The 24,733-nt window shown below is 52.8% G+C and carries 28 protein-coding genes; 3 read left to right on the top strand and 25 right to left on the bottom strand.

What is annotated here, in order from left to right; translation table 11 throughout:
- The first annotated feature begins 76 nt into the window (after positions 1-76).
- A protein-coding gene (locus VFG09_12725) for an IS3 family transposase (GenBank protein ID HET6516020.1) occupies positions 77-1,179 on the top strand; the annotation gives its coding sequence in 2 pieces (ribosomal slippage) (positions 77-329 and positions 329-1,179; 1,104 coding nt in all).
- 238 nt (positions 1,180-1,417) lie between these two features.
- The gene (locus VFG09_12720; GenBank protein HET6516019.1) at positions 1,418-1,867 is read left to right on the top strand and encodes a hypothetical protein; all 450 of its coding nucleotides are present in this window, start codon (positions 1,418-1,420) and stop codon (positions 1,865-1,867) included.
- A gap of 157 nt (positions 1,868-2,024) precedes the next feature.
- On the opposite strand, the gene VFG09_12715 is transcribed toward VFG09_12720, so the two are convergent.
- The 9 genes from VFG09_12715 to VFG09_12675 form a co-directional block, all read right to left on the bottom strand.
- Positions 2,025-2,834, bottom strand: a complete 810-nt coding sequence (locus tag VFG09_12715; protein HET6516018.1) for a hypothetical protein — start codon at positions 2,832-2,834, stop codon at positions 2,025-2,027.
- Between the two features lie 117 nt (positions 2,835-2,951).
- The gene (locus VFG09_12710) at positions 2,952-3,908 is read right to left on the bottom strand and encodes a zinc ABC transporter substrate-binding protein (protein ID HET6516017.1); all 957 of its coding nucleotides are present in this window, start codon (positions 3,906-3,908) and stop codon (positions 2,952-2,954) included.
- On the bottom strand, positions 3,908-4,729 hold the full coding sequence (locus tag VFG09_12705) for a metal ABC transporter permease (protein HET6516016.1): 822 nt from the start codon (positions 4,727-4,729) through the stop codon (positions 3,908-3,910). Before VFG09_12705 ends, VFG09_12710 begins: the two co-directional genes overlap by 1 nt.
- A gap of 1 nt (position 4,730) precedes the next feature.
- Complete coding sequence (locus VFG09_12700; GenBank protein HET6516015.1) at positions 4,731-5,489, bottom strand: metal ABC transporter ATP-binding protein; 759 nt, start codon at positions 5,487-5,489, stop codon at positions 4,731-4,733.
- Complete coding sequence (locus VFG09_12695) at positions 5,482-5,919, bottom strand: transcriptional repressor (protein HET6516014.1); 438 nt, start codon at positions 5,917-5,919, stop codon at positions 5,482-5,484. The genes VFG09_12700 and VFG09_12695 overlap by 8 nt, the downstream gene beginning before the upstream one ends.
- Before the next feature lie 233 nt (positions 5,920-6,152).
- Positions 6,153-6,839 (bottom strand): pentapeptide repeat-containing protein, encoded by a 687-nt coding sequence (locus VFG09_12690; GenBank protein ID HET6516013.1) that lies wholly within the window; start codon positions 6,837-6,839, stop codon positions 6,153-6,155.
- Positions 6,840-7,036: 197 nt separating this feature from the next.
- Positions 7,037-7,363 carry a hypothetical protein gene (locus VFG09_12685; protein HET6516012.1) on the bottom strand — a complete coding sequence of 109 codons (327 nt, stop codon included), beginning with the start codon at positions 7,361-7,363 and terminating at the stop codon, positions 7,037-7,039.
- A gap of 256 nt (positions 7,364-7,619) precedes the next feature.
- Entirely contained in the window at positions 7,620-8,630 is a 1,011-nt protein-coding gene (locus tag VFG09_12680; protein HET6516011.1) for an FAD:protein FMN transferase, read from the bottom strand.
- A 736-nt stretch (positions 8,631-9,366) separates the two neighbouring features.
- Complete coding sequence (locus tag VFG09_12675; GenBank protein ID HET6516010.1) at positions 9,367-9,627, bottom strand: hypothetical protein; 261 nt, start codon at positions 9,625-9,627, stop codon at positions 9,367-9,369.
- 294 nt (positions 9,628-9,921) lie between these two features.
- Between VFG09_12675 and VFG09_12670 the strand changes: the two genes are divergently transcribed.
- Positions 9,922-10,140, top strand: a complete 219-nt coding sequence (locus tag VFG09_12670) for a hypothetical protein (protein HET6516009.1) — start codon at positions 9,922-9,924, stop codon at positions 10,138-10,140.
- Between the two features lie 231 nt (positions 10,141-10,371).
- Here VFG09_12670 and VFG09_12665 read toward each other — a convergent pair whose 3' ends face one another.
- From VFG09_12665 to VFG09_12590, 16 genes are all read right to left on the bottom strand, one after another.
- Complete coding sequence (locus VFG09_12665) at positions 10,372-11,283, bottom strand: alpha/beta fold hydrolase (GenBank protein HET6516008.1); 912 nt, start codon at positions 11,281-11,283, stop codon at positions 10,372-10,374.
- A gap of 398 nt (positions 11,284-11,681) precedes the next feature.
- Entirely contained in the window at positions 11,682-12,053 is a 372-nt protein-coding gene (locus VFG09_12660; protein ID HET6516007.1) for a hypothetical protein, read from the bottom strand.
- Positions 12,054-12,313: 260 nt separating this feature from the next.
- Positions 12,314-13,129: a Crp/Fnr family transcriptional regulator gene (locus VFG09_12655; GenBank protein ID HET6516006.1), complete on the bottom strand. Its 816-nt coding sequence runs from the start codon at positions 13,127-13,129 to the stop codon at positions 12,314-12,316.
- Positions 13,093-13,494 (bottom strand): hypothetical protein, encoded by a 402-nt coding sequence (locus tag VFG09_12650; protein HET6516005.1) that lies wholly within the window; start codon positions 13,492-13,494, stop codon positions 13,093-13,095. Before VFG09_12650 ends, VFG09_12655 begins: the two co-directional genes overlap by 37 nt.
- Positions 13,495-13,532: 38 nt before the next feature.
- Complete coding sequence (locus VFG09_12645; GenBank protein HET6516004.1) at positions 13,533-14,708, bottom strand: FAD-dependent oxidoreductase; 1,176 nt, start codon at positions 14,706-14,708, stop codon at positions 13,533-13,535.
- A gap of 193 nt (positions 14,709-14,901) precedes the next feature.
- Positions 14,902-15,450: a nucleotidyltransferase family protein gene (locus tag VFG09_12640; GenBank protein ID HET6516003.1), complete on the bottom strand. Its 549-nt coding sequence runs from the start codon at positions 15,448-15,450 to the stop codon at positions 14,902-14,904.
- Positions 15,416-16,258 carry an XdhC/CoxI family protein gene (locus VFG09_12635; GenBank protein ID HET6516002.1) on the bottom strand — a complete coding sequence of 281 codons (843 nt, stop codon included), beginning with the start codon at positions 16,256-16,258 and terminating at the stop codon, positions 15,416-15,418. The genes VFG09_12640 and VFG09_12635 overlap by 35 nt, the downstream gene beginning before the upstream one ends.
- Positions 16,259-16,279: 21 nt before the next feature.
- Positions 16,280-17,254, bottom strand: a complete 975-nt coding sequence (locus VFG09_12630) for a xanthine dehydrogenase family protein subunit M (protein HET6516001.1) — start codon at positions 17,252-17,254, stop codon at positions 16,280-16,282.
- 4 nt (positions 17,255-17,258) lie between these two features.
- Positions 17,259-19,586 carry a xanthine dehydrogenase family protein molybdopterin-binding subunit gene (locus tag VFG09_12625; protein HET6516000.1) on the bottom strand — a complete coding sequence of 776 codons (2,328 nt, stop codon included), beginning with the start codon at positions 19,584-19,586 and terminating at the stop codon, positions 17,259-17,261.
- Positions 19,583-20,215, bottom strand: a complete 633-nt coding sequence (locus VFG09_12620; protein ID HET6515999.1) for a (2Fe-2S)-binding protein — start codon at positions 20,213-20,215, stop codon at positions 19,583-19,585. Before VFG09_12620 ends, VFG09_12625 begins: the two co-directional genes overlap by 4 nt.
- 18 nt (positions 20,216-20,233) lie before the next feature.
- Complete coding sequence (locus VFG09_12615; protein HET6515998.1) at positions 20,234-22,399, bottom strand: xanthine dehydrogenase family protein molybdopterin-binding subunit; 2,166 nt, start codon at positions 22,397-22,399, stop codon at positions 20,234-20,236.
- Positions 22,396-22,860: a (2Fe-2S)-binding protein gene (locus tag VFG09_12610; GenBank protein HET6515997.1), complete on the bottom strand. Its 465-nt coding sequence runs from the start codon at positions 22,858-22,860 to the stop codon at positions 22,396-22,398. The genes VFG09_12615 and VFG09_12610 overlap by 4 nt, the downstream gene beginning before the upstream one ends.
- A gap of 83 nt (positions 22,861-22,943) precedes the next feature.
- Complete coding sequence (locus tag VFG09_12605; protein ID HET6515996.1) at positions 22,944-23,342, bottom strand: hypothetical protein; 399 nt, start codon at positions 23,340-23,342, stop codon at positions 22,944-22,946.
- 13 nt (positions 23,343-23,355) lie between these two features.
- The gene (locus tag VFG09_12600; GenBank protein HET6515995.1) at positions 23,356-23,862 is read right to left on the bottom strand and encodes a glycine zipper domain-containing protein; all 507 of its coding nucleotides are present in this window, start codon (positions 23,860-23,862) and stop codon (positions 23,356-23,358) included.
- 27 nt (positions 23,863-23,889) lie between these two features.
- Entirely contained in the window at positions 23,890-24,204 is a 315-nt protein-coding gene (locus tag VFG09_12595; protein ID HET6515994.1) for a hypothetical protein, read from the bottom strand.
- A gap of 270 nt (positions 24,205-24,474) precedes the next feature.
- The coding region (locus tag VFG09_12590) for a hypothetical protein (GenBank protein ID HET6515993.1) at positions 24,475-24,733 on the bottom strand (259 nt) is incomplete at its 5' end.

Here is a 24,733-nt window from a genome sequence, read left to right as displayed (position 1 = left end):
GGACCTGTCCCCCGAAAAATGTGCCACTTGTAAGTAGAGTGTTGACATAATAGGACACTCGAACAAGGAGGCAGGGATGAAGAAGACGCGGTATACAGAGGAACAGATTGTAAGCATTCTGAAGGAGGGGGAAGCGGGCATAACCGTCACTGAGCTGTGTCGGAAGTACGGGATTAGCGATGCTACGTACTACAACTGGAAGGCGAAGTACTCCGGGATGACCGCAAGCGATGTAAAGAGGCTTAAACACCTGGAGGATGAAAACCGGCGGCTGAAGCACCTGGTTGCCGACCTTACCCTCGATAATCAGGCGCTGAAGGAAGTCATCTCAAAAAACTTCTAAGGCCCAAGGCACATAGAGCAGCAGTGCAGCACATTATCGAGTGCTTTGGGCTGAGCCAAAGACGGGCAAGCCGACTCATCGGAGTGCACAGAAATACCGTACGACATGAGGAGAGGCCTGATAGAGACGAGAGACTCAGGAAACGGATGAAGGAGATAGCTGAACAGCGACGGAGGTTCGGATGTCGAAGGCTGCACGTGCTCCTAAAGAGGGAGGGATTGGTAAGGAACCATAAGAGGACGGAACGCATCTATCGGGAAGAGAAGTTATCCTTAAGGGTTCGCCGGAGGAAGAAACTGGCCTCCCAGGGAAGGATCGAGATCGCAAAGGCAGGGAAAGCAAACGAACTTTGGGCAATGGATTTTCTCCATGATGTCCTGTACAACGGAAGGAAACTGAGGTTTCTGCCGATTATCGACACCTATACAAGGGAATGCTTCAGGATCGAGGTGGACACCTCAATCGGCGGACAGCGGGTTTGCACAGTCTTAAGCCAGATAGCGTCTGTACGGGGACTCCCGGAGAGGATCGTCGTGGACAATGGTCCTGAGTTCATTAGCAACGCTTTGGATGCATGGGCGTATGAGCGAGGGGTAAAGCTCCACTTTATCCGTCCGGGGAAGCCGGTCGATAACGCCTACATGGAGAGTTTCAACGGCAAGTTCAGGGATGAATGCCTGAATCTGCACTGGTTCATGAGCATAGGACATGCGCGGGGCATCTCAGAGGACTATCGGATCGACTATAACAATGAGCGGCCTCACAGCGCCTTAGGCGACCTGACGCCCGCTGAGTTTATGAGGCTTGAAGAGACAAAGGCAGTTGGGATACTCTAATTATGATTGGCACAACGGATGGGGGTAGGTCCGCTAAGTGCTTGCACGCGGCTCATTCTTTTGCCACATTTGCCTAACTTTCCTTTTGCCTTTTATTAGGAGGAGCAAAGAAACTGAACGCTGTTATCGTCTGATGTCAATATTGTTTCTTTCAATGTGGGTTGATTATGGTAGTATTTCGTCAGTAGGACGTGCCAAGTGGGCGCGAGAGGAGATAGCCTGAAGGAGGAAACGAAGGTTGGACTTTGAAAACGATTTAATTCAGTCAAAGAGAGAAATAGATGCCGTTTTGAGCTCCATAACGTTTGAGGGACAGATGAAGGATTTCGAGCGGACGGTTGAGGCACTAAATGTTCTGAAGAAGAAGTTCCTTGAAAACCCCGCTGACAAGGAGTTATCCAAAACAGCGTCTGAATGGCTTCCTTTTTTGCACGTTCTGGAATTGTTGGAGTATAAGAAAGGAAGGATTATTCCGAGAGCACGTGCGTCAAAGTTTCTCAAATTACCTTTTGTTTATTATTTGTATGTTCTTCATCTTAGGGGATACACTGTAAGGGAGATTGAGGACATGATTCAAGTCTTGAAGAAATCACAGATACATAGTCTCTTGACGATTGGTGAGGCAATGAGCGATGGGAATGTAGACAAAGTGAAAAGGTGGTTAGGGGTTAGTTCTGGCAGTTCCTAGCAACTTTATTGTTTTCAGGATGACTCTGATAAGCATGTTAAAAATGCAACTTTGCAGGGAAATATACGGACACTTCCCATATTATGCAGACAAAGGGTATCTCCGCTGAAGGGCCTCGCGGGGGAGAAAGCTCAGAATCTGACTAACCTTTTCCCTCCTACCTGGGAGCAGCGTTGATGACGAGCCAGATGTTGAAGCACTTCGAGCCCTCATCAAGAGACAATGAAATCGCAGGGAACTGAGATGTTGCGGGGACCAGACCGCTGTCAAAATGCTGCGGCGCGTTGCCGTCAATGCTCAGGTCCAGCGTGAGTTGCTGCATACCATCGGCAGGCTCGCTTTGAAACCGATATATTCCCTGTCCCGTGATCAGGCTGGTTACTCCTGCAAAAGAATTTCTTGCTGCCCAAGAGATCTCGCACATCAGGTATCTGCTGAACGATCCGTCCGGACTCAACCTGACCAGCCGGAACGTGCCGCTCATGTCTGCAGCGAGCATAACCGGGCATAGACACGGACCGGTACAGCCCTCCTGGAAGGTCGCACCCGGCAGGAGATCATAGAGGGCATTCTCTCCTGCGTTGGTGAGCGCAAAAACCGAATCAGAGATGTATTGAAAATCAGCAAAGTAAGAAAGGCCATTAAAGAGGATTTCCGGAACGTGCAGTTTAAGCTCAAGCGACAGGTCTGCAGGGAAACAATCGCTGAATTGCCCGGCATCGGTCACGCCTCCGGCCTGAGACAACAGGAAGTTCGCGGCGCCGCGCACATATGTCAGATCAACCCAGTAATCCTGACCATTAAAAATCACAGCCGGGAGGTGTAGATTCAAGTCCGGAGAAAGAGTAGCAGTGCATGCGCCGTTCGCAGAGCCATGCAGGGCGCCTTCAACCGTTAAAGCACCGCAAAGGGAGGTCATCATAAGAACGGCAATGAGGAGCTTACTTTTCTTTCTCAACTTCATCATGCCCTCTGAAATTTCCAAGGCTGTTATACATGACGGCCCAAGCGAACTGTCATTGCGAGAAGTCTTCGACGAAGCAATCCCGCTTTGAGATCGCTTTTCTCCTCCTCAGGCGCTTATTCATTTGCATTCGAGGCCGATCTTCAGGTTGTCCAGATCACGGCTGAGAACATCGAAAAAAGATACTCCTTGTTCGAGCTGGTCCTTGGTCAGATTATGGGCAGCGTTAAGAAGCAGCATCTTGGCGCCGGTCTCGTCAGCGAGCGTTTCGGCGATCTTCGGGCTGGTCAATTCTTCATAGAAGACGTACCGGATATTGTTCTTCTTGATCTGGTTTATGAGCTTTACCAGATCTTTAGCCGTGGGCTCGGCATCAGGCGATACGCCCTGAGCCGCAGTATATTTCAGACCGTAGCGATTGGCCAGATAGCCGAAGGCATAGTGACCGGCGTAGATGATCTCCTTCTTTTTGCAGGTAAGGAGAGTGTTTCTGTAAGAAGTGTCTAACTCGGTGAGCTTTCGGTCGTACTCATCGGCATTCTTCTCATAAAAGTCACTGTGTGCGCTATCCCCTGTCTGAAAGGCCCTTGCGATATTTCTTGCCATGATCCTGCCATTGTCAAAGTCCAGCCATATGTGGGGGTCGGGCAATCCGACAGGCTCATCTTTGTCATGAAAGACGCCTGCGATCATCTTTGCGCCTTCGCTGGCATCTACCACCACGAGATTCTTGTTTGCAACACCCTTTATGATTCCAACGGCCCAAGGCTCCATGAACTTTCCGGTATAGACAAAGATAGCCGCTTCATTTATTTTGAGTATATCGCCCGGCTTGGGCTCAAACGAATGGGGCTCCACGCCCGGCGGCAGGAGCAGGGACACTTCAGCCTTGTCTGCCCCGATGTGTTTCGCCATATCATACAGGGGAAAGAGAGTGGTGACGACTTTGATTCTGTTGCCTCCCTTGGCGGGTGGGGTAGCTGATTTGCCTGACGGTTTGCAGGAACTGAGCGACGCCCAGAAAAGGATTGTACACATAAGGGAAGCAACGATCTTCACAGATGACTTCGTTTTCATTACGCCCCCCCGTAAAGAAACTTCTTGAAAACCAGAGCTCCTGTAAAAAATATTCCATTGACCATAATAATGGTTGCACCCGCGGGCAAGTCGAGAAAGAAGGATACGGTGATCCCGGTAAGCACAGAGACAACTCCAGACAAAACAGCGATCGATATCGCAGCACTGAACCTCCGGGCAATCTGCAAAGCGGTGACTGCAGGCAGTATCAAAAGGGCGGAGACCAGCATAATACCGACCACTTTAACCGCGAGCACGACCGTGACAGCGGTCAAGGAAATGAGTATGAGATGTGCGCGCCCGGTCTTGATGCCGGTGACTCTGGCGTATTCCTCATCAAAGGTGGCAGACAATAAGTCGTTGTAGAGCACCAGGATGATCACCAGAACGATAAGGGACAGACCGATCGACAGGAATACTTCCTGATCACTGATAGCAAGAATATTGCCAAAGAGATAGCTGAACAGGTCGACATTGAACCCTCGCGAAAGGCTGGCAAGGATCACGCCGCCTGCTATGCTGAGAGCTGAAACGATGCCGATAGCGGCGTCGCCGTACACCTTGGCCTTCTCAGTCAGCTTCAAGATGAAATACGATGCGATCAGTACTGACGGAATCGCCATGTAAAAGGGATAGAGACCCAAAAAAAGTCCGAGGGCAATGGCGCCGAAACTCACATGGGAAAGACCGTCGCCTATCAACGACAGTTTTCTCAGAACGAGAAAGAGTCCGAGCATGGCGCAAAGGGCGGCGATAAACGATCCAGCGAGATACGCTCTCTGGATAAAGGCATAATGAAGATAGTCAACGAAGATCGTCATGTCAGTCGTGTTGATGGCAGATCAGATGCTGAGAGAAATGGCCGAAATACAGGTGCATCTCATCAGACCTGCAGAAGTCGGCAAAGCTTCCATAGAAGACGACCTTCTTGTCCAGATAGAGGAGCTTATTTGCATATTGACCGATCTGGGCAGTGTCATGCGTAATGAGCAAAATAGTGATTCCCTTGTTCTGGTTCAATTGCTTTATGAACTCGAAGAACCCCACCCGCGATTGCGGGTCCAGGGCGGTGCCGGGTTCATCGAGGATAAGAATCTCGGGATCAGAGACCAGTGCCCTAGCCAGAAAGACCCGCTGTTGCTGACCGCCGGAAAGATCGCTGACCGGCCTATCTTCGAGATCGGAGATGCCCATGAGGTCGAGAGATTGCCTGATTCTTACATCATCAGTTCGTCCAAATCTCTTCGGGAATTTCTTCTTCGATAACAACCCCAAGCCTACGACTTCCTTGACCGAGGCGGGGAAAAGAGGGTTGAAAGCCGTCACTCTCTGAGAGAGATAGCCAATGCGGCCCCATCTGTCAAAGGACTTCAGATCCTGACCGAAAAGTTTTATGGTGCCTCTGAACTTTTCCAACAGTCCGAGCACGGCTTTAACGAGCGTTGTCTTCCCTGCCCCATTTGGTCCGGCAAGGCCGATATAGTCGCCCTTTTCCACATCGAATGTCACATCGGCAAGCACCTCTACCGACCCGTAGCCGTAATGCAGATTCCTCACGGACAGTATAGATCCATTATTCATAGTGTCTGTTCTCCCTGCAATTGTTGCACAGGCCGTAAAATTCCAAAGAATGAGAAACAACTTTGAATTTTTCCTTTTCATAAATTTGCCGCTCCTGATGCTCCAGATGCTTCCCGAGGACCACATCCTTCACGGTATCGCATTTCAAGCAGACAAGGTGATGGTGATGTCCGGAATTAATCTCGTAATGAATGGCTTTACCGGCAAATCTCACCTGGCAGACGATGTCGTTTGCCAACAGAAAGCCCAGTTCTCGATAGACCGTCGCTCGATTGGATGTGAGACCCCGGCTGTTGAGTAATGTGAAAATAGCCCGAGCGGTTAATGGCTTCTTGATATGCAAGAGGATATCGACTATAGCAGAGCGGGCTTTTGTGATGCGATGTCCGTCGCCTCTTAATTTATCCAGTATCTGTCTCCCCTCATCCATGTCTTTATGTTAATGCAACAATGTCGCATTGTCAATCGGCCCGGGCATGTCGTTCTTCCACGAGGCGAGAGCGGCCACGCCTATTATCGGGAGAATATGACGTCAGCCACGATATCCGTATTATGAGGTGTACGACCAGAAAGAGATTGTTTCAGCACATCAAACCTGATCAGTCCTTGAGGAAGGAAGGTTGCGTCTGAACCCGATAAAGAGGCGTTGTTCGTCTTCTCCACTCAGGCCCGATGGCTCTTCTTTGGGTCGTCCTGTTTTGCCCTTGTCAGGTCGGCGCCTCTGACGAGCGCGCCCCTCAAGTCGGCGCCTCTGAGGTCTGCCCCGATGAATGACGCCTCTATGAGCCTTGCCTCCCTAAGATCTGCCGAACGGAGATCTGAGAGGCTCAAATCCACTCCGTGGAGCATGGCGCCCCTGAGGTCGGCACCGGCGAGGTCCGCACCGATCATGTTGGCGCCGCGGAAGTTCACGCGAAAAAGCCTCGCCCCCGCGAGACGGACGATCCCGGCATCGGTCATCTGAAGATTCGCTTCCGAGAGGTCGGCTCCGTGGAAAATCGCTCCGGAGAGCTTCGAATTCGTAAAATCAGCTTTCTTCAAGTCGGCACCAGAGAAGTCGGCGCCGGTAAAAGTCGAAAAGGTGAGATCGCAGCCTTCGAGTTTGGCCTTTCTGAAGCGGGCTGCAGTAAAATTGGAGCTGCTCATGTCGCAGCCGGTCAGATCGATGTCGTCGAATACTGCGCCGCTCATATTGGACTTGCTCAGGTTCGCGCCCTTCAACTCTGAGCCCCTGAAGTCCGCCCCGATCAGGTCCAGACTGCTCAGATCCAACCCTGAAAGATCGTATCCCGATATTTGGCCAGTCGCCTCAAGGAGCTTCACAGCCTGGTGTCTCGAGAGTCTTTCCATGTCAGTCTCTCTTTTTCAGTGGCACTACCGCCCAGTGCCTATTCTCGAATGTCTCCTGACGATGAACATGAGCCCCACAAAACTGCATCTTCTCCCTCCATCCTCAACAATACCTGTCGGTACTATGTACAATTATATCGGAGCCCCGTAGTGTCCAGTTCAGGAACGAACCTCGTTCCCCCCTGTCTCTTTCTTTGCTATATTGCGTTAAGCACCCTGTAATACTCCGTTAGTGTTCGAAAAGAGGCCACGGTTAATCGAAACAATATCCAGCTTAGCGCGAGGATTATGATTGTGAGCGCGATCTTCCAACGGCGCGTCGTATTGGGCCGCAGCCAGATGAGCGGCAACGCCAGAGGTCCCACACTGCAGACCGCGATAATAATAATAGATCTTCGGAAATACCATTTGACGTTGTCTTCTCTGCGATGTATGCGCGAGGAGGCATCGATAAACTCACCGCAGTGCTTGCATTTTATAGCCTCGTCCTGAATCTCTTCAGCACAAAAGGGACATTTCTTCATTGTCACGTCTCCTTGCCGATTCTACCACGCAGCATGTTAGAATGCCCGTAAGTTTCGGCGTCCTCCTCCTGACCAAATATGCCCCTCTGATGTTTAGGGCACCACACCAAATGCTATACGTGTCGCAGAACCGCGTGACTCCGCTTTTCAGTCCCATGCATTCTTTATACCATACTTCGCAAGGGCCTATGTGGACCAGGGAGGCTTTCCCGCCTCCCTCTTGATCTGTCTTCGTGAACCCTTCAACCGTGTCGCATTAATTGTTCTTGGTAATCAATTCAACCTTGTCCCTTATCCCATCTGTCACGATAATATTCCCGTCTTTATCCATAATCACTGCATCAATGCCGAGTCTCTTTACAACTGCAATCCCTTTTTGTGGTCCGAGGACGAATATCCCTGTAGGGAAACCATCAGGGGCATCCTTTGCTATTATGCTTACGCTTTTGCAGCCATACACGGGATACCCTGTTTTAGGGTCAAGGATGTGATGATACGTTTTTCCTTCTTTCACAAAGAACTTCTCATAGCCACCCGATGTTGATATTGCTTTATCGTCAAGATTTACGATAGCGAAGACATCATTTTCCTCGTCCCTTCGGTCAGGGTTCTTGATTCCGACTCGCCACGCTCCTCCACCGGGCTTCTTCCCAAAGGGTTTGACCTCACCGCCAACGGCGATAATGCCCTCGGTTATTCTATTTTGCTTCAATATCTCAACTGCCCTATCGGCAGCATAGCCCTTTGCGATTCCTCCTAAATCGACCGCCATTCCCTTCTTCTTAAGGAACACCGTGGAGTTCTTTTCATCGATCACAACGTCTCTATAATTGATGAGATGCAACCTTGCCTTGATATCTTTTTCATCAGGAAGAATGTGCTTCTCAAAATCCCATAATTTGACTATAGGTCCAATGGTGATATCAAAAGCCCCATCAGTGACTCTTGAAATATAGAGTGCCTTCTTTATTACCCGAATGGTGTCCTCTGAAACCTTTACCGGTCGGATACCAGCACTGTGGTTAATCTTTGCTACCTCACTGTCATCCGAATAGAAATTCAGCAGCTTTCCGAGCCTATCCAGTTCGTTGAATGCATTGTCAATGGCAGCTGTTGCCTTCTGTTGAGAGTCAGCATATACCGTCACAGTGACGACTGTATAAAGGGAAACGTGGGTCTCCTTGTACATCTTCTTGCCGGAGCTACAAGAGGCGAGAAGGACAAATAACAGCAGGGCCATTACGATTACGGTAATCTTGATTATCATGGTACGGTCACGCAATGGTCACTCCTTGTGCGGATATTTGAACCATTATACAAGAAAATATAGACTGACTGCCCGATGACATTACGCCGTGAAGCAATGCCTTCCCTTATTCTGGTGGATTGCCTATAGTGTGCTCAGGAGGCAATGAAGCGGTTGAGGGATAAACACCGTGTAGTTGAAATAGAGATTTCTCGCGAGGAGAGGCTCGGCTGATAAACCCCAAAACGCACTGTGCAGAAAGACGACTTTCCGGACATAAGATAGGCTCTCCTTTCAGATTCACACCAATAATACTGTTCTCCATCTGCCGCTTGACAGAGAATTTCCTCTTGCTATGATGAAAGCAAAGATAGGTCTGTCCCGATAAAGCCACAGCTGCATAGGGAGGGGTGGACGGCGTTTGTTTAGGGGGAGTCTGAGCGGTCTTTTCTTGAAGAGCGTGGAGTGCCTTCTCGCCGTGGAAAGGCTGCAAGGTGCCCGCCTAAACTACGATGAAGGTTCTCGTCCTTAAGATGAATGAGTGCTCCGTTAAGAGGAGTAAGGAGGCGCCTTAGAAGGGAGATCCGTCGATTGTATGTTTATATCTTAGCGGTCGCGATGGGAACGATCATGGCACTGTTCCTGGTGAGACTGTTGGGAGGATAGAGGAACCATTGAGCTACTCGCTCGCTATGACGGATAATCGGGAAAAGACAGGATGTTATTTCGAAGTCTCGGCTGCTAGTCCGCGAAGGCCCTAACTGAAGTATTTTCTTATTGCCGATTCAATCTTGCTGTAAGGCACAAGAAATGGCCGATGGATAATTGTGATCGTTATCTGCCTTTCGGCTAAAGAACGGTACTCGCCCTTGATATGCCCCAGTACTGACTTTCCATCGAAGAAGCCCGATTCCGTGTCGCCCTCGAATCTTCCGCCATTGCCCGTTATGTAAGCTTCGACCTTCTTCAGAACCGTCGACAACTCTTCATTGAGTTCCACGGTAAAGGAGTGACGCATCTTTTCACCTCCCTCTCAAGGATACCTCTCAAGTATATCATGGATAAACACAACCTTAAACTTATCTGCCTGTCTACTGCGTTCTCCCCATCTCATCATGACCTTCCATGAAAAACTTTAAGAGATACGGCATAAAAGAATGAGTGGGCTGCGGGGTGGTTAAGGACACACAACTGGGATGAATACCGTCAATGAAAAAGGGTGTCGTGATTTTGCTCGTCTCCGTTACGGAGGTGACCGACGAGGAGAAGAATGAGCACACAATATGCATCTCCTTCCGCAGGAGGCTTAAACATGGATAAAACCAACAGACAGTTTCTGGTCTCTGCCCTGATCGATTCCTCACGGTATTTCAGCATGCCCCTGCATCTAAGAATGTCACTTCTGTCAAGACTTGTAAGGGGTTGCCCGTCCCGGACACCCGCCGAACGATACTGCCGCGAGGAAGAAACAGCGATAGGGTATGAGTCGAGCTGGAGGGAAATCTTCCCGACGCACTATGGGGGTGATTGACAGAAACCGGTATGAGCCTGACAAAAAGTGCCGGTGAGGACATCGTTACCCTGGGCTCGGAGTTCGAGGGAACACAACGTGTTCAAAGGCCTGATGTGCTGGATGTGGTGAGCAGGCCCCTTAGAGGAAAGGGGAAGCCTAAAGCATTCGCCGGGGCAAGTTATGAAAAGATAGCTCGTGCAACTCCGAGCCCAGCGTATTCCTTAATTCAGTGAGTGAATCGGAAGAGTCCTATCTGACCGCCATAGCCGGCGCAGCATCCAAAGGGGCTTGAGCACGATTCCCACCATTCCCACCATTCAGTCCACGGAGAAACTCATCGCTGTACGGAGCCCATATCTCTCTTCCCTCCTTCTGACTGAGCAAAGCATGCCCGAAGGGAGGAGCTATCACGAGCCTGCCCTTACCCCCGTTCTTCAAGAAGTCTTCAAACATCGCCTTTGCGAGAGCCGGCCGGAAAAAAGGGTCATTCTCGGAATAAATCCATAGGGTGGGGACCTTGGCCTTTCCAAAACTACCCATGACTTCTATGAGTTTCCTTTCACCACAGGCGTGTCCTGGAGACTCGGTCCGACTCGCTCCTCCTTGTCCACCGGCAATGTTGATTACCCCAATCACGCCCTCTATATTGAGACTCGCAACTGCAAGAGATGTGAACCCCCCTGAGGAGAACCCTACGAGAAGGATCCTCTGGGTATCCACATAGGTAAGGCTCTTGACATAGCTGATGACCGCGGCTACGTCCCTGGAAGCTTCAAGGGCAGACAAAGAATAATGGGGATCGCTGCATGACCCGATACTGTCGGCAATGGTTATCCCGTCGGAACCCCCGTATCCTCTCCTCATGGGCACGACAACAACAAACCCATGCTGAAGAAAATACTCGCTGGCATGGGGATAATCGAATCTCGTGTGACACCTCGTATAAGAATCAGTCGCAGTTCCGTGGCTGATGATTACTACGGGGTACTTTTGTTGCGGATCGAAATCATCCGGCTTGTGGACGTAAGTGGCCAGGCGGCATTCCGTAACTCCGAACAATCCCTTCCCTTGCGTCGGGATCATGATGTCTTCCGTCACCATTCCAAAGGCCGATACCGAAACCGCCCCAAGGATGATCACGGTGAGCAGTGCGCGTCTCAAGGTATTTTCTAAAAACATCTTCAACAAGGATTACGGAGCGCGCTGTCCAATCGAATGGGCAGCTCTCTCCATATGTAAAAAATAACGTCGAGGCTCATGCTCCAACCCGGTGTTTTGTCGTAACCGTATCTTTATTCTACCACAACCCTCCGGTCAAAAAGCGATACGCAGATGTGAAGCATTACAGAAAAGCCAAACAGAACGATGAAGCCCGGGGATGGAATTTGAACTACAAACTCTCGCCACCCGAGTTTTTTCGCGTCCTTGCGGAAATCATACCAAAAGGCAAGAATGGGAAAATGGAGGATAAACCGGTAAAATGAGCTTCGCTCACTCCGGAGGCGTCTTCGAGAACTGCTGTTCTCTTTACTTGAAGATAAACTGCTTTTTTTATCTCCTTATTGTTGTTCAGGTGTTGATTCAGCCGGAAGCAACGCCTCAATGTGTCTGGTGTCAGTTCCCAGCTTAAGAGGCCTCACGACCATCGGAACGCTTTCGCCTGCTCCCGTTCCGACTTCCGCGGGTATTGACTCAGCAGAAATCAAGGCCTCAATATGGCCGGTGTCAGTTCCCAGCACCAAAGGCTGCGCCACCATCGGAACGCTTTCGCCTGCTCCCGTTCCGACTTCTGCAGCTATTGACTCAGCAGGAATCAAGGCCTCGATCTGGCTATCAGCATCAAAAGCATACACTGGACGCGACGCAAACGGCAGCAACACCGCAACTACAGCTGTCACCATTATCGTAAACAGTATCCCTGTTCCTTTCATAAACGTCACCTTCTTTCTCTCTCCGGTTCATCTTCCATGATTTCCATTCCATGATGTTAGGATATCTCATAATCCGGAGATTGTCATTCACATTTGTTAATTTCATTTGAACATATGTGATGAAAGTCCATGCAGCTGCACTGTCCCCCGCCCCGCCGGGCCCCTGCTCATTTCCGCCTCACAGGCGACCGCACATCCTGCGTTCATTTCGCCTTCACCCAGGGGATCCTTGTAAAGAGTCAAATTCTCTCGGGAAACCACTAAGTTACAAGCCTTCCTTCGGAGTCTTCCCCATTCATGAAAGCGAAGGGATCAAGTATTGTAAGAATCTTCCTACTCTGTTTTATATGCCCTGTCAGTTCAGGGTCTTTCAGGATGCGGTGCAGGTGTTGTGGCGTAACCGCCACTATCTCTGCAAGTTCATCGTTCCTGAGCGGCAGATCGAGCCTACCCTCGTTCCGGAGCTTATCCATGTCCTCTTCCGCAACCAACTCACGCAAAAAGTGTTTCAGTCGTTCCGCAGCGGACATACTTCCAAGAGTCGTAATCCTCTCGATACTCCCACGAATCTCACGGCTGAGCATGCGGTTGAGTGCAACCGACAGAGCTATGTCGTTCGTCACTCGATCCATGAATTCCTTTGTAGATATGTACCTCATAATACACCGCGTGAGTGTTGTGGCGGTGGCCGAGTACGGCTCGTCAACACACGCCTGCGTCACCCCCAACAACCAGTCCCTGCGGCGGAGGCCTACGATCATCTCTTTGCCGCTCGGTCTTATATGACTCAGTTTGACTATTCCGCTCTCGATGAAATAGATCTGGGTCGCAGGCTCATTCTGGCGGAACAGTTCTACGCCTGAGGGGTACGCATGCGGTGGGCTCCAGCCATAGAGGTCGGCGTCCGGCATGCTAAAGAGCGACTGGAAGTAGCTCTGAGTTTCACAGATGCCGGACTTCAGACTTTCCAAGCTTCCCGATGTCTTCCCTTTCCGATTACTTGTCCCACTCACGTCTGCTCCTGCCACGATGATGTTAATTACCTGAATTCCGGCAGCGGGCTCATGAGCCTCCAACTCTTTCTTCCCTGCTCTTCACGATACACCCACCTCTGTCTGTCGAGTATGGTTCTCATCATATTTGAATAGACGTTGTAGTAGTCGATCCTGACTTCCGCAAGGGCCTCATGGGTCTCCTCCTGATAGATCATCCCGATAATTTGGCAATCGACCACGCGTATATCCTTTGTCGCCGCAACCCTCGATTCAAACTCCTTTCTGATTGAATCCGAGATAAAAGGGCTTGCGCTATCCCACCGCTGCCAGCGTAACGACTGATTATAAGCATCAAGACTCTTATCGAACTGTTCTCGAATCTGATACCTGCTGCACCCGGAGCAAAGGACCGCAAGAACGAACAACAGCAAAACAGATCTTCCCATCTCATCTCCTCGTAATACTCATAGTAGTGTTGACGGCGCTATGGCCCCAATCGATTGAACTCCTGGCGAGAGCGGGACAGACAATCCTCGATCGCCAGTCCCGTGAAATAGTTACCCGTCAGAAGGAGGGGAATCCCGGCGATAAGACCATCTATCTCCCTGATAACCTCCTTGTGCCCCAGACGTAACGAAGGGATAACATGCTCGGCTGTTACGATGTGCTCGAAGTCCCCTGTTCCGAGCACAGATCGTATGCTGTCGAGCTTCGCCTCATAACTGACTGCGCCTGCCCTGAAGTGAAAGGCAAAGCCCCTGAAAACCGCGTCGGGAAAGGTGTCCCGTGATACAAAGGAATAGAAGTTTCCTTGAGAGGCAGCGAGGGCCGCGATCGCAGGGAGTTTCACCGCATCCTTCCTTACGATGACGCCCAGCGTCTCGACCTTCTCAGCGCCGATTGCCGCAAGTATCTTTGAAAGATTGGGGAAGGATTTGCTCAGCACTGCCGCAGCCGTTCCCGACGGAGTGGCAAGGGCAAGCTTCCTGCTCTCGAAGTTGCTGCCATCGACTGCCAACACTGTGAAGACGCCAGAACTGTACGAGATCTCCTTCACTTCCTTACCTCGTACCGTCACAATCCCAGGTTCAGCAGCGATGGCATCGGTGATGGTCTGAATCCCTCCGGGAAGGGTGAACTTCTTGATCACCTCTCTGCGGCGCACCCGTTTCTTGAAAAGCATGTCGGCGGGGAAATCGTTTGCCCGCTGACAGATGACGGCACTGAATAACGGACCGACGACACGCTCAAAATTCCTCTTGCCAACCACCTTTGAATAATACGACTCTACCGTCTCGCCCTCAGGCTTCGCACTGAAGAATCTCGGCAAAGAAACGAGGAGTTCTGGAAAGTTGAGTTGAGAGGTGAGAGTCTCTATTGCTCCATTCGAGAAGAGTCGGTATCCTGCTTTACCCGGTTTCACGATCCTTCCAAGAAGGCCCGTTTCGTTAAGGAGGTCAACGAGGTTTCCATAAGAGTTGTAACAGGTATGGGCGCCGAGTTCAAACCAGAAGCTGTCCTTTGAATACGTATAAAAGGTGCCTCCTATACGGTTCTCTTTTTCTATGACGAGGGGTCTCAGCCCTCTCTTTGAACAGTAATGGGCGAGAGAGAGCCCGCTTATTCCACCGCCTATGATAATGATTTCGTGTTCGGTCATCTCAAAAACCCCCTTTCGATGAGAATTTTCGTATGCTCCCTGCATCTATACTATGCGGAAACGCTTTGTCAACAGCCTTGAGTGGACTCAGTAAGTCGCCACCAATGCATATTTTCGCAGTGTCTCATTGCCTGAATCCCATCGGATGGAGAAGGCTTCGACCCATGGCTGCCTTACCATCATAAGAGTCAACTCAGTGTATTTCTTGCCGAAAACATTCGAGCATGCGCTCGTAATCTTCCCAGGTGTCCATGTCAAGGACCACCCCTTCGTCTGCAACCTCAACGCCGAGAACCTCCTCTGCATGCCTCTGGATCAGATCCCTCAACGTAGGGAAGAGCTCGACCTCGATCAGGATTCTCTTCGGCAGGAGGGGAGGATGTCCTGTCATCCCGCGGTAAAGAGGTATGATTATCATATCCGGCTTTTCCTCATGACAGAACCGCATGGACAGAAGGGTATCTGCCTTCACGAGAGGCTGGTCTGCAAGACAGATGAAGACGCCCGAAGCAGAGGGGTCCACCTTGCCGAGACCGAGCCGCACTGAATCATACATACCGGTCTCGGGTTCCGCATTACAAACCACCTTCGCAGGGAATTCTTCAATGACCCCCATGATCTCCTGGCTGTCATGTCCAACCACCAGCACAATATCATCAATTCCGGCACCCCTGATGCTTTCGAGACAGCGGAGAACGGCTGGCCGGTCACCGAGAGGAAGAAGCTGCTTCAGCTTCCCCATCCTCTTCGACGATCCCGCTGCAAGAAGAACGGCTGAAACCTGCTGAGACATTTCCTCTCCTCTTCGCGATAATCTGCGCCATGATACTTATTGCTATCTCTTCGGGAGTCACCGAGCCTATGGGAAGTCCGACGGGTGTGATGACTCGCGCGACATCATCGTCAGAGAATCCCGCCTCCTTGAGATACCTCGAGAGAACGGCTTTCTTGCGTTTGCTTCCGACGAGACCCACAAAACGAGCTTCCGTTGTCAGGGCTGCCCTGAGGGCTTCGAAGTCATGATTATGACCCCTCGTAGCGATGACGATATAGGAATCACCGTCGACAACACATCCCAAAAAGGGATCCGCGAATCCAGAGAGGACAACATGATCGGCATGAGGGAGGTTCCTGCTGTTTGCGAACTCCTCGCGATCATCGACGACAGTAACCCGGAAGCCGGAAAAGCTTGCGACCGTCGAAAGGGCCTTGCCTACATGACCCGCCCCGAGGATCACGACATGCTGTTTGGGAAGTATGGGTTCAATGAAAACAAGGAGTTTCCCCCCGCAGAGGAGACCGCCCTGTTTCTCCGTCAGGTTAAAAGGGATGGTCTGGGGCAAACCGTCTTTGATCGCCAGCAGGGAGAGATCAATCACCTCGGCTTCGATACATCCGCCGCCGAGGGTCCCAACGATCGATCCGTCCTCCCTGACGAGGATCTTTGCTCCTTCCTTCTGGGGAGATGAGCCGTCTGACTGCACAATGGTGGCAAGGGCGCACGGTCTGCCCTCCTTCCTGATCCTCAGGAGTTCTTCATAGATATCCATAGCATGTCCTTAACATAATTCTTATGATCGAGTGAGGGCTATCAACGCCTCTTCAATGAGGCCCCTAAAAAGCGGAATCTTGTACCCGTTGTGCTCAAGCGGTCGCGCCCTTCTTACTGCTGCACTGGCAGCCTTCCTGGCGACATCCTCATTCAGAACCTTTCCGGTGACGGCTTCCTCTGCCTCGAACGAACGCCAGGGGACAGGTGCCGCACCGGTCAGCACAATCTTCGCATCGCCGACAATCTCTCCCTTCAGCTGCAGCACAAGGGCGACACCGGCAAGGGCGAAGTCCCAAGACTGCCGAGCCCTCACCTTATGATAGGAACTCCTGACCCCCTGGGTCGGTGAAGAAAGAACGATTTCCGTTACGATCTCACCGGACTCCAACACCGTCTCTCTTGTCACGTCATGCGCAGGCAGAACAAAGAACTTCTCTGCCGGTATCTCTCGTTTTCCTTTCGACCCTGCCGTGTGAACCACCGCGCCGTAGGCGACAAGGGCGGGTGCTGTATCAGAGGGGTGAACGATGTAACATCTCTCTCCACCGAGGATAGCATGATAATGGTTTTCTCCAGCAACGGCAAAACAACGGTCACCCCCCTTTCTGAGACAGTTGAATTCCCCTCGATAATACCAGCACCGCGGTTTCTGGCAGAGATTTCCGGCCACGGTGCCCTGGTTGCGAAGCTGTGGGCTCGCTGCCTCTGAAGCACCCTGGGAAAGCGCCGGATATCGCCCTTTGATAAGAGGATTATCGGCAAGTTCGGAGAGCGTGACGAGGGCGCCAATGCGGACCCCTCCAGCAGTCTCCTCAATGCCTCTCAATTCGCTCAGGCCGCTCATGCTGACAACCTTCGTCGCACTGAAGACACCGTCACGGAGACAGCCGAGGAGATCGGTACCGCCGGCATGGACCCTTGCTCCATCGGAAGAAAGCTCGGAAAGGGCTTCTCTCAAAGACCTTGCACGCACATAGGCGAACTCGGGCATCATTTCGTTATCCCTCCTTCCGGAGCGCTGCCAGGGCACTGCAGAGCTGCAAGGGATTGATCGGGGTCCCGGTGATACGGACTCCGACGGCGTTATAGACTGCATTGGCGATCGCAGCAGCAGTAGGAATGGTGACCGGCTCTCCGAGCCCTTTGGCTCCGGTCGTGTTGGCCTCTCTGTCATAAGGCTCCACCGGCAGGGAGGCCATCTCCGCAGGTACATCCATTGCCGTCGGTATCTTGTAGTCATGCCAATTCCTGTTCACCATCTTGCCGGTCTGATCACGATCAAGAATCCTGACCTCGGTCATGGCAAAGCCCACTCCCATGGTAATGCCGCCGAAGACCTGACAATCGTAGGTCAACCGGTTCATCACCCGCCCGCTGTCGTGAGCGCCGAGAAAACGCAGGATCTTGACTTCACCGGTCCTTGTATTGACTTCCACTTCGCAGAATTGGGCGGCAAAGGGATTGACCACTTTCCCCTCGGGATTGGGGCCGCGGTAGCCGACGCCCACAAGGACTCCCCGTTTCTTGAGACCGGAAATATCCCTGATCTTTATCTGACGGGACGGTTCCTCCTGAGAGACAACCGAATCTCCGCTGAGGGTAAGGGATGAAACATCGGTCTTAAGGTGCTCTGCCGCGAGGGCAAGCAACTGCTGCTTCACGTGGACTGCGGCTGCCCTTACGGCGGGGGCTTCCGTCGGTACCGTCTTGCTTCCTCCGCTCGGCGTGGCATATTGAGTCGTTCCCGTGTCCGCATGCTCAATCTGTATCACTCCCGGTCTTATTCCGAGTTCTTCAGCAATGACCATGGCCATAATTGTCTTTGTACCGGTGCCGATATCGCTCGCGCCCATGTTCAGGCTGACGCTTCCGTCTGAGAAGACCTTCACGATTACTGTTGATGGAGGGTTTCCGCCGCCGGCAAACCACAGGGCACTCGCCATTCCAACGCCTCTCCGAAGATATCCGCCGTCTTTGGTCTCCGCGGTCTTCTTCCTCCCCTCTTTCCAGCCAAAGGCCGTCGCTCCCTCCGTAAGACATCTGGCCAAACCGGTCGTCGTGTAAGGGGGGTTTCCCGGCCGGGCCTGGCTGTAAGAAGGAATATTTTTCAGCCTCAGTTCAACAGGGTCCATCCCTATCTTTTCGGCAAGGGAATCGAGCATCTGCTCAAGGGCCCATGAACCCTGAGGATGACCTGGCGCCCGGAAGGGCCTGGCAGGACCGGCATTGATATAGACATCGGTTGTTTCCGTCCTGACATTCGGACAGAGATAGAGGTCCCTCACGAGCCAGTCTACGAGGCTTGCACCGCCTGAAGGATAGGCGCCGCCTGTGGCGACGCAAGAGAAGTCGAGGGCCACAAGGGTTCCGTCCCGCTTCACTCCGGCCTTGAGCCGCATCGAAGCGGGCGGCCGGTTTCCTGCGGCGAGGAATGTCTCCTCACGGGTAAGGAAGAGCTTCACGGGACGGCTGGTCTTCTTTGCAAGGAGTGCAGCGATGATGGTGAATTTGTCGGCCTGAAGTTTACTGCCGAAACCTCCTCCCATATAATGGCCGATGACCCGGACCTTCGAAAGAGGCAGGCTCAAAATTTCAGCCACACGCGCCTGGATAGAATAGACCCCCTGCGTTGATTGCCAGATGGTGAGCCTGTCGCCGTCCCACCGCGCAACACACCCGTGCAGCTCTGCTGGCGTGTGCAATTCGCACTCACTCCGGTACGTCTCTTCGAGAACAACGTCAGCCTCTGCAAAACCCCTTTCAACGTCTCCCCGTGAATACTTTTCCGTCTTGACCCTGTTTCCTCCGGTATGAACAGCCGGCGAGCCTGGGCCGAGGGCCCTCAGCTCATCCGCCAAAAAAGGAAGCAACGTATAGGCAACCTTTATTGCCCGGACTCCATCCCATGCCTGATAGTTTGTCTCGGCTGCGACGGCGGCTATCGCCTCTCCTTCAAATCTGCAGAGAGGATCAAACAACTTGGTCTTCATATCAGCAGAATAGATCCACGACAAGTCGGCTTCCGGAGAGGATCCGGTAATGACCGCACGCACACCCGGCATCTTTTCCGCGGCCGAGGTATCGATCTTCTCGACGCGGGCATGGGGATGGGGGCAGCCGAGTAAGGCAGCATAGAGCATATTCGGGAGTATGATATCGGAAGGATAAAGGGCTAAACCGCTCACCCTATCATAGCCATCCACTCTCGGGAGCGGTTGGCCGATCACCCCAGTCTTTTCCCAGGGCTGAGGGTCCTTGTCCGGCGGAGGGGTATCGGGCACAGGAATGCCCCGGAGGTAATAAAAGCCGCGATCAGCAGCCATCATGCACCTCCTCTCCGCTTCAGTTCACCTGCCCTTTTTGCTGCCTTGAAGATATTGGTATAGGCACCGCAGCGGCAGACATTCCCGCTCACTCCCCGTCGTATCTCGTCAAGGGAGGGCTCACGGTTTTTTCGTAACAGGCCTTCAACGGCCATGATCTGCCCCGGAGTGCAGTAACCGCACTGCAGGGCGTCATGCTCAAGAAAAGCCTGCTGCACTGCCCCCAATTGTTCACCATCCATGAGTCCCTCGATGGTCGTGATCTCCATTCCCTCTGCCTCGACTGCGAGGGTCATACAGGCATAGCGGGGCGCATTCTCAATGAGGACACTACAGGCGCCGCACTCGCCCCGCTCGCAGCCAACCTTGGTCCCTGTGAGTCCAAGCTCTTCGCGGAGGACATAAAGCAGCGACCAACGGGGCTCCACAAGGAGGCGATGGATCTTCCCGTTAATGGTAAGACTCACCCTCGTTGCCTCTCCTGACCTTATGACCGCCGCTCTTGCCTCTTTTTCTCCTCCCAGACTGGCCGCCGCCACCGCCACACCGGACACTCCCATGGTAGTAAGAAACTGCCGGCGGGTCACCCCCTTGCCGCACATGCATCCCTTCTCATCATCTTCATGACTCATAGTCTCTCCTCGCCGCATTCAGATCCTTTTCAAATCTTCAGGGTTTATGGGAAGCCGCCGGATACGCCTGCCTGTCGCTGCAAAAATGGCACTTGCAACTGCAGGAGCGATTGGAGGAACCCCCGGTTCTCCAACGCCGCCAGGGGCTTCCTTGCTCGGCGCAATAACAACATCAACGGTGGGCATCTCGTTTAATCGCAGGACCGGATAATCGTCAAAATTACCCTGCTCGACGCGGCCATTCTTGAAGGTTATCTTGCCGTGGAGAAGCGCTGAGAGGCCGAAGACGATCCCCGATTCCATCTGCGCACCGATCGTATCGGGATTCACAATCTTTCCGCAATCTATGACACATGTCACTTTGTGCACCCGAACCGATCCGTCCGAATTCAGCGACACTTCAGCCACCTGCGCAACAAAACTCCCGAAGGACTCGTGGACCGCAATGCCCCTCCCCCGTCCTGTTGGCAAAGGCCCGCCCCAGGCCGCCTTTTCAGCAGCGAGCTTCAGAACCCCCAGGTATCGCGGGTGATCTTTAATCAGCATGGTACGGTAGTCGTAAGGGTCCTTGCCCGCTGCATGCGCTAGTTCATCAAGAAAGCTCTCAACGACAAAAGCGGTGTGAGAGTGGCCGACAGAGCGCCACCACTGGACGGGCACGCCGATTTCAGGGCTGTGGAGATCGACGAGGATGTTCGGAATAGCGTAGGGGATATCCCTTGCTCCTTCAACGGACGTTTCATCGATGCCGTTCTTCATGAGCATCTTCTCAAAGGCCGTACCCGCCACGATCGACTGCCCGACAATCGTGTGTCGCCAGGCGACGGGAATGCCGTCCTTATCGAGTCCCGCAGATATCCTGTCATGCCACATCGGCCGGTAGAACCCGCCCTTCATGTCATCCTCGCGCGTCCATACAACCTTTACCGGCTGCTTCGCTGCCTTTGCAACGCGAACCGCCTCTGAAACAAAGTCCGATTGCGGATTCGCCCTCCTGCCGAAGCCGCCGCCCAAGTAAGTTGTATGGATCTTAATCTGTTCGGCCTTGAGACCGGAGATACGTGCTGCAGCATATTGGTCGGCTGTCTGCAACTGGGTGCCGGTCCAGATCTCGCAGCTGTCGGCGCGGAGGTCGATGAGGCAGTTCAGGGGCTCCATGCACGCATGGGCGAGATAGGGGACCTCATATTCGGCGCTGATCTTTTTGGCAGCCTGCTCGAGCGCCTTTTCAGCATCTCCCTCCTTCCTCGCCACCAGCCCGCTCTTTTTTGCGAGAGCGGCGTATTCCCCGCGCTGCTTTTGAGTATCAAGGGTGGCGAGAGGGCCTTCGTCCCAAACGACTTCGAGGGCGTCGCGGCCCCGAAGGGCTGACCAGAAATCACCAGCGATAACTGCTAGCCCTGAATCGATCTGCGCAACAGTCTTGACACCGGGCACAGCCTTCGCCTTATCGGCATTGAAGCTCTTTATCTTACCACCGAAAACAGAAGGACGGAGGACGACGGCGGTAAGCATGCCGGGCACCTTCACGTCGATACCAAAGAGGGCCTTGCCCTTCACCTTATCGGGTGTGTCGAGGCGTTTCATGGCCTTGCCAAGAAGCTTCAGTTCCCCGGGTTTCTTCAGAGGGACATCCTTCGGCAGCTCAAGGGTGGAGGCCTTCTCTGCCAACGCCCCGTAAGAGAGGCGGCTGCCTGTCGGACTGATCACGAAACTCTTCTCAGCCCGGCAGCTCTCAGGATTTACCTTCCAGATATCACCTGCCGCTGCGATGAGCATCATCCGCGCAGTTGCCCCTGCCCTGCGGAGCCGGTCCCACTCACTTCTCACACTCGTGCTTCCCCCTGTCCCCTGCGCGCCTCCCCATTGGGTGTGATTGTAGGCAGGGTCGACGGGAGCGGGTTCAACGCGGATCTTTGACCAGTCGGCTTCGAGCTCCTCGGCAACAAGCATCGGGAGCGAGGTGTATACTCCCTGCCCCATTTCAGATTTGTTCACAATGATCGTTATCGAGTCATCTGTACCGATCCGGATAAATGCGTTCGGCGCAAAGGTCCCGGTCTCGGCTGCGGCCTCGGGAAGAGATCTTCCGGGAGTGATTGAAAAGCCGAGGATCAATCCTCCTCCCGCAAGGGCGCCGGTCTTGAGAAAGTCGCGGCGGCTTATGTTTATGATATCGCTCATCGCTTCCCTCCTTCTGCCGGCACACGAGCGGCATGATGGATGGCGCGCCGAATACGCTGATAGGTGCCGCAGCGGCAGATATTTCCGGACATGGCAGAGTTGATGTCTTCATCGCTCGGCAGGGGATTCTCTTTCAGCAAAGCCACGGCGGACATGATCTGTCCCGGATGGCAATAGCCGCATTGCGGGACATCGTCATCGATCCAGGCTTTCTTGACCGGATGCGTTTCGGGGATCCCCTCTATCGTGGTGATCTTCTTTCCCTGCGCGTCTTTCAACGGGATCTGACAGGACCTCTCTGCCTTCCCGTCGATATGTACGGTACAGGCGCCGCACTGGGCTATACCGCACCCATACTTGGTCCCCGTAAGTCCGAGTTTTTCCCGAATGACCCAGAGCAAGGGCATATCCGGGCTCGCCTCCACTTCATACTTTTTGTCGTTGACATCGAGAGAGATCACGTCGGCCTCCTCTCATCCTGAGATCATTCTCCGGTCGTCTCAAGGTCCCTACAAAAATACGATTCTTTCTGCCCCGGTCCGTTCTACGGATTGGATGTACAGGCTCCGAAAATAATGAAAGTCTCATTTCCTCCCGCAAAGGATATTCTCGCATCACCGGTGGCACGATCAATGGCAAAGGTCCACCCCATCCCTATCTCGTATCCCTGAAGAACGATCTGGTGATCATCCTTCTCCATGGAAAGGATCTTCGCTGTCTGCACGGGGCCTCTGATCTCTTTTTTTGAAAAATCGACGCGTACAAATTTCGGGGCACCCATGTCCTCGGCAAGACCTCTTACACATTCCACGCCAGGATCACAATCAAGGGCTTCAATGCTCGCGCAAAGGAGCGGCTTCGTGCCATCAAAGACATCCTCGGCGCGTACGGGAGAAACAGCCACACAAAAACCGAACAGAATCAGACATGCGATTGTCCTCATTTCTTTTCCCTCCTTATTTAACCGCATAACCCCGGCCCTCCATGCACACACCGAAGGCCTTGTTGAACTGCTGAAGAGCACCGGCTTTCGCCTGCTCAGCCTGCTGCTCCTTTGTCGCCTTGTTCTGCCTGGCCTGACGACCACCGACCATTGTGCCCGCTACGGCGCCAATTGCCGCGCCCTTTCCCGCATCGCCTGCGGCGGCGCCGATCAACGCACCCCCGGCTGCGCCCCGCGCAGCGCCCCGTGCCCGCTCGCCACCGCCCACTGCCGGACCCTCCTGCTTCGTAGAGGCGCTTGTCGTCGCCATCGGGTCGATACCGGTCTGCTGCTTTGCCCAGGCAAAGCACTCGCCTTCGTCTTTACTCTGCTGCTGAGCAGACTGTCCCTTCGAAGGGTACGCCACAACCCCGAGGGACGATGACAGCGATTGCGCCGAACCATTTCCCGTCATTATGACGACCGCGAGCAGAACGATCGAGAGACTGAATATTGCGCTGACAACCCTACCCTTCTTCATACCTCTCCTCCTTTTTTCAATACATGCCTACCAAAACTGCCGCAGCATATGCACGCTGCTACGAATATTGTATCGGAAAAAATGCCTGCCCGCTACCTGACCTTCTTCCCTTTTTTCGGTACCGTTGTGAGCAAAAAGCGCTTCACCATGCAACACGCCCGCGCCGACTCCTGCCCCAGTCAAAGTCGTTGCTCCCCATGAGCCGTGCATGTTCGCAAGTCCGCCGACGAGGGCACCTGCTCCCGCGCCTGTCAAAGCCTCTGTCTGCCCTTGCGTTGCGCAACCCGCGCCAAAAAGTAATGACAGCGCAACTACCACAACAAGACTCTTTCTGAACAACACTCAAGTCTTCATTTCCATAAAAGCATGCGATACGACGCTCTAGGAAAAGTCTACCAGACTCCTGAGGCACTTGCTAGTGCTAACCCATAGGATACAATCATGAGGCACCAGCATGCTCTCGTTACCTTCCAGTTGCATAAAACTATCTTGTTCGGGAAGGCAGGTATGGTGAGAAGCCTTGTATCGCGATACCTTTGTTGCTTGCCGACTGTTGCTGTATGCTCAATGCGGGAGGTCACTTGAGATCCGCCCTAGCGGCCATGGTGACATTCAGTAGTCGGAATCGGGCGGACAAAATTCAGGGCCTGAATAGCCATACCCGTACCGGTAATTCCCGATTGGTTTGTAGTTGACGTCGTACCCTCTCTTTTGGAATGAGAATTTCATTGCCCTCTTTTGTTCAGGAGTGAGCGCTGCATAGAGTGCCTTCACATCCTCATAAGAGGGGTCGATACACTGTGCCTCATAGAATCTTTCCTGCAGGTCATGAGGAAGCCGGGTATCGGCGAGTATGTCGCGGAGGTCGCCG

The organism is Thermodesulfovibrionales bacterium (assembly GCA_035686305.1).
Lineage (GTDB): Bacteria > Nitrospirota > Thermodesulfovibrionia > Thermodesulfovibrionales > UBA9159 > DASRZP01.
This window is presented reverse-complemented; position numbering and strand designations above follow the sequence as displayed.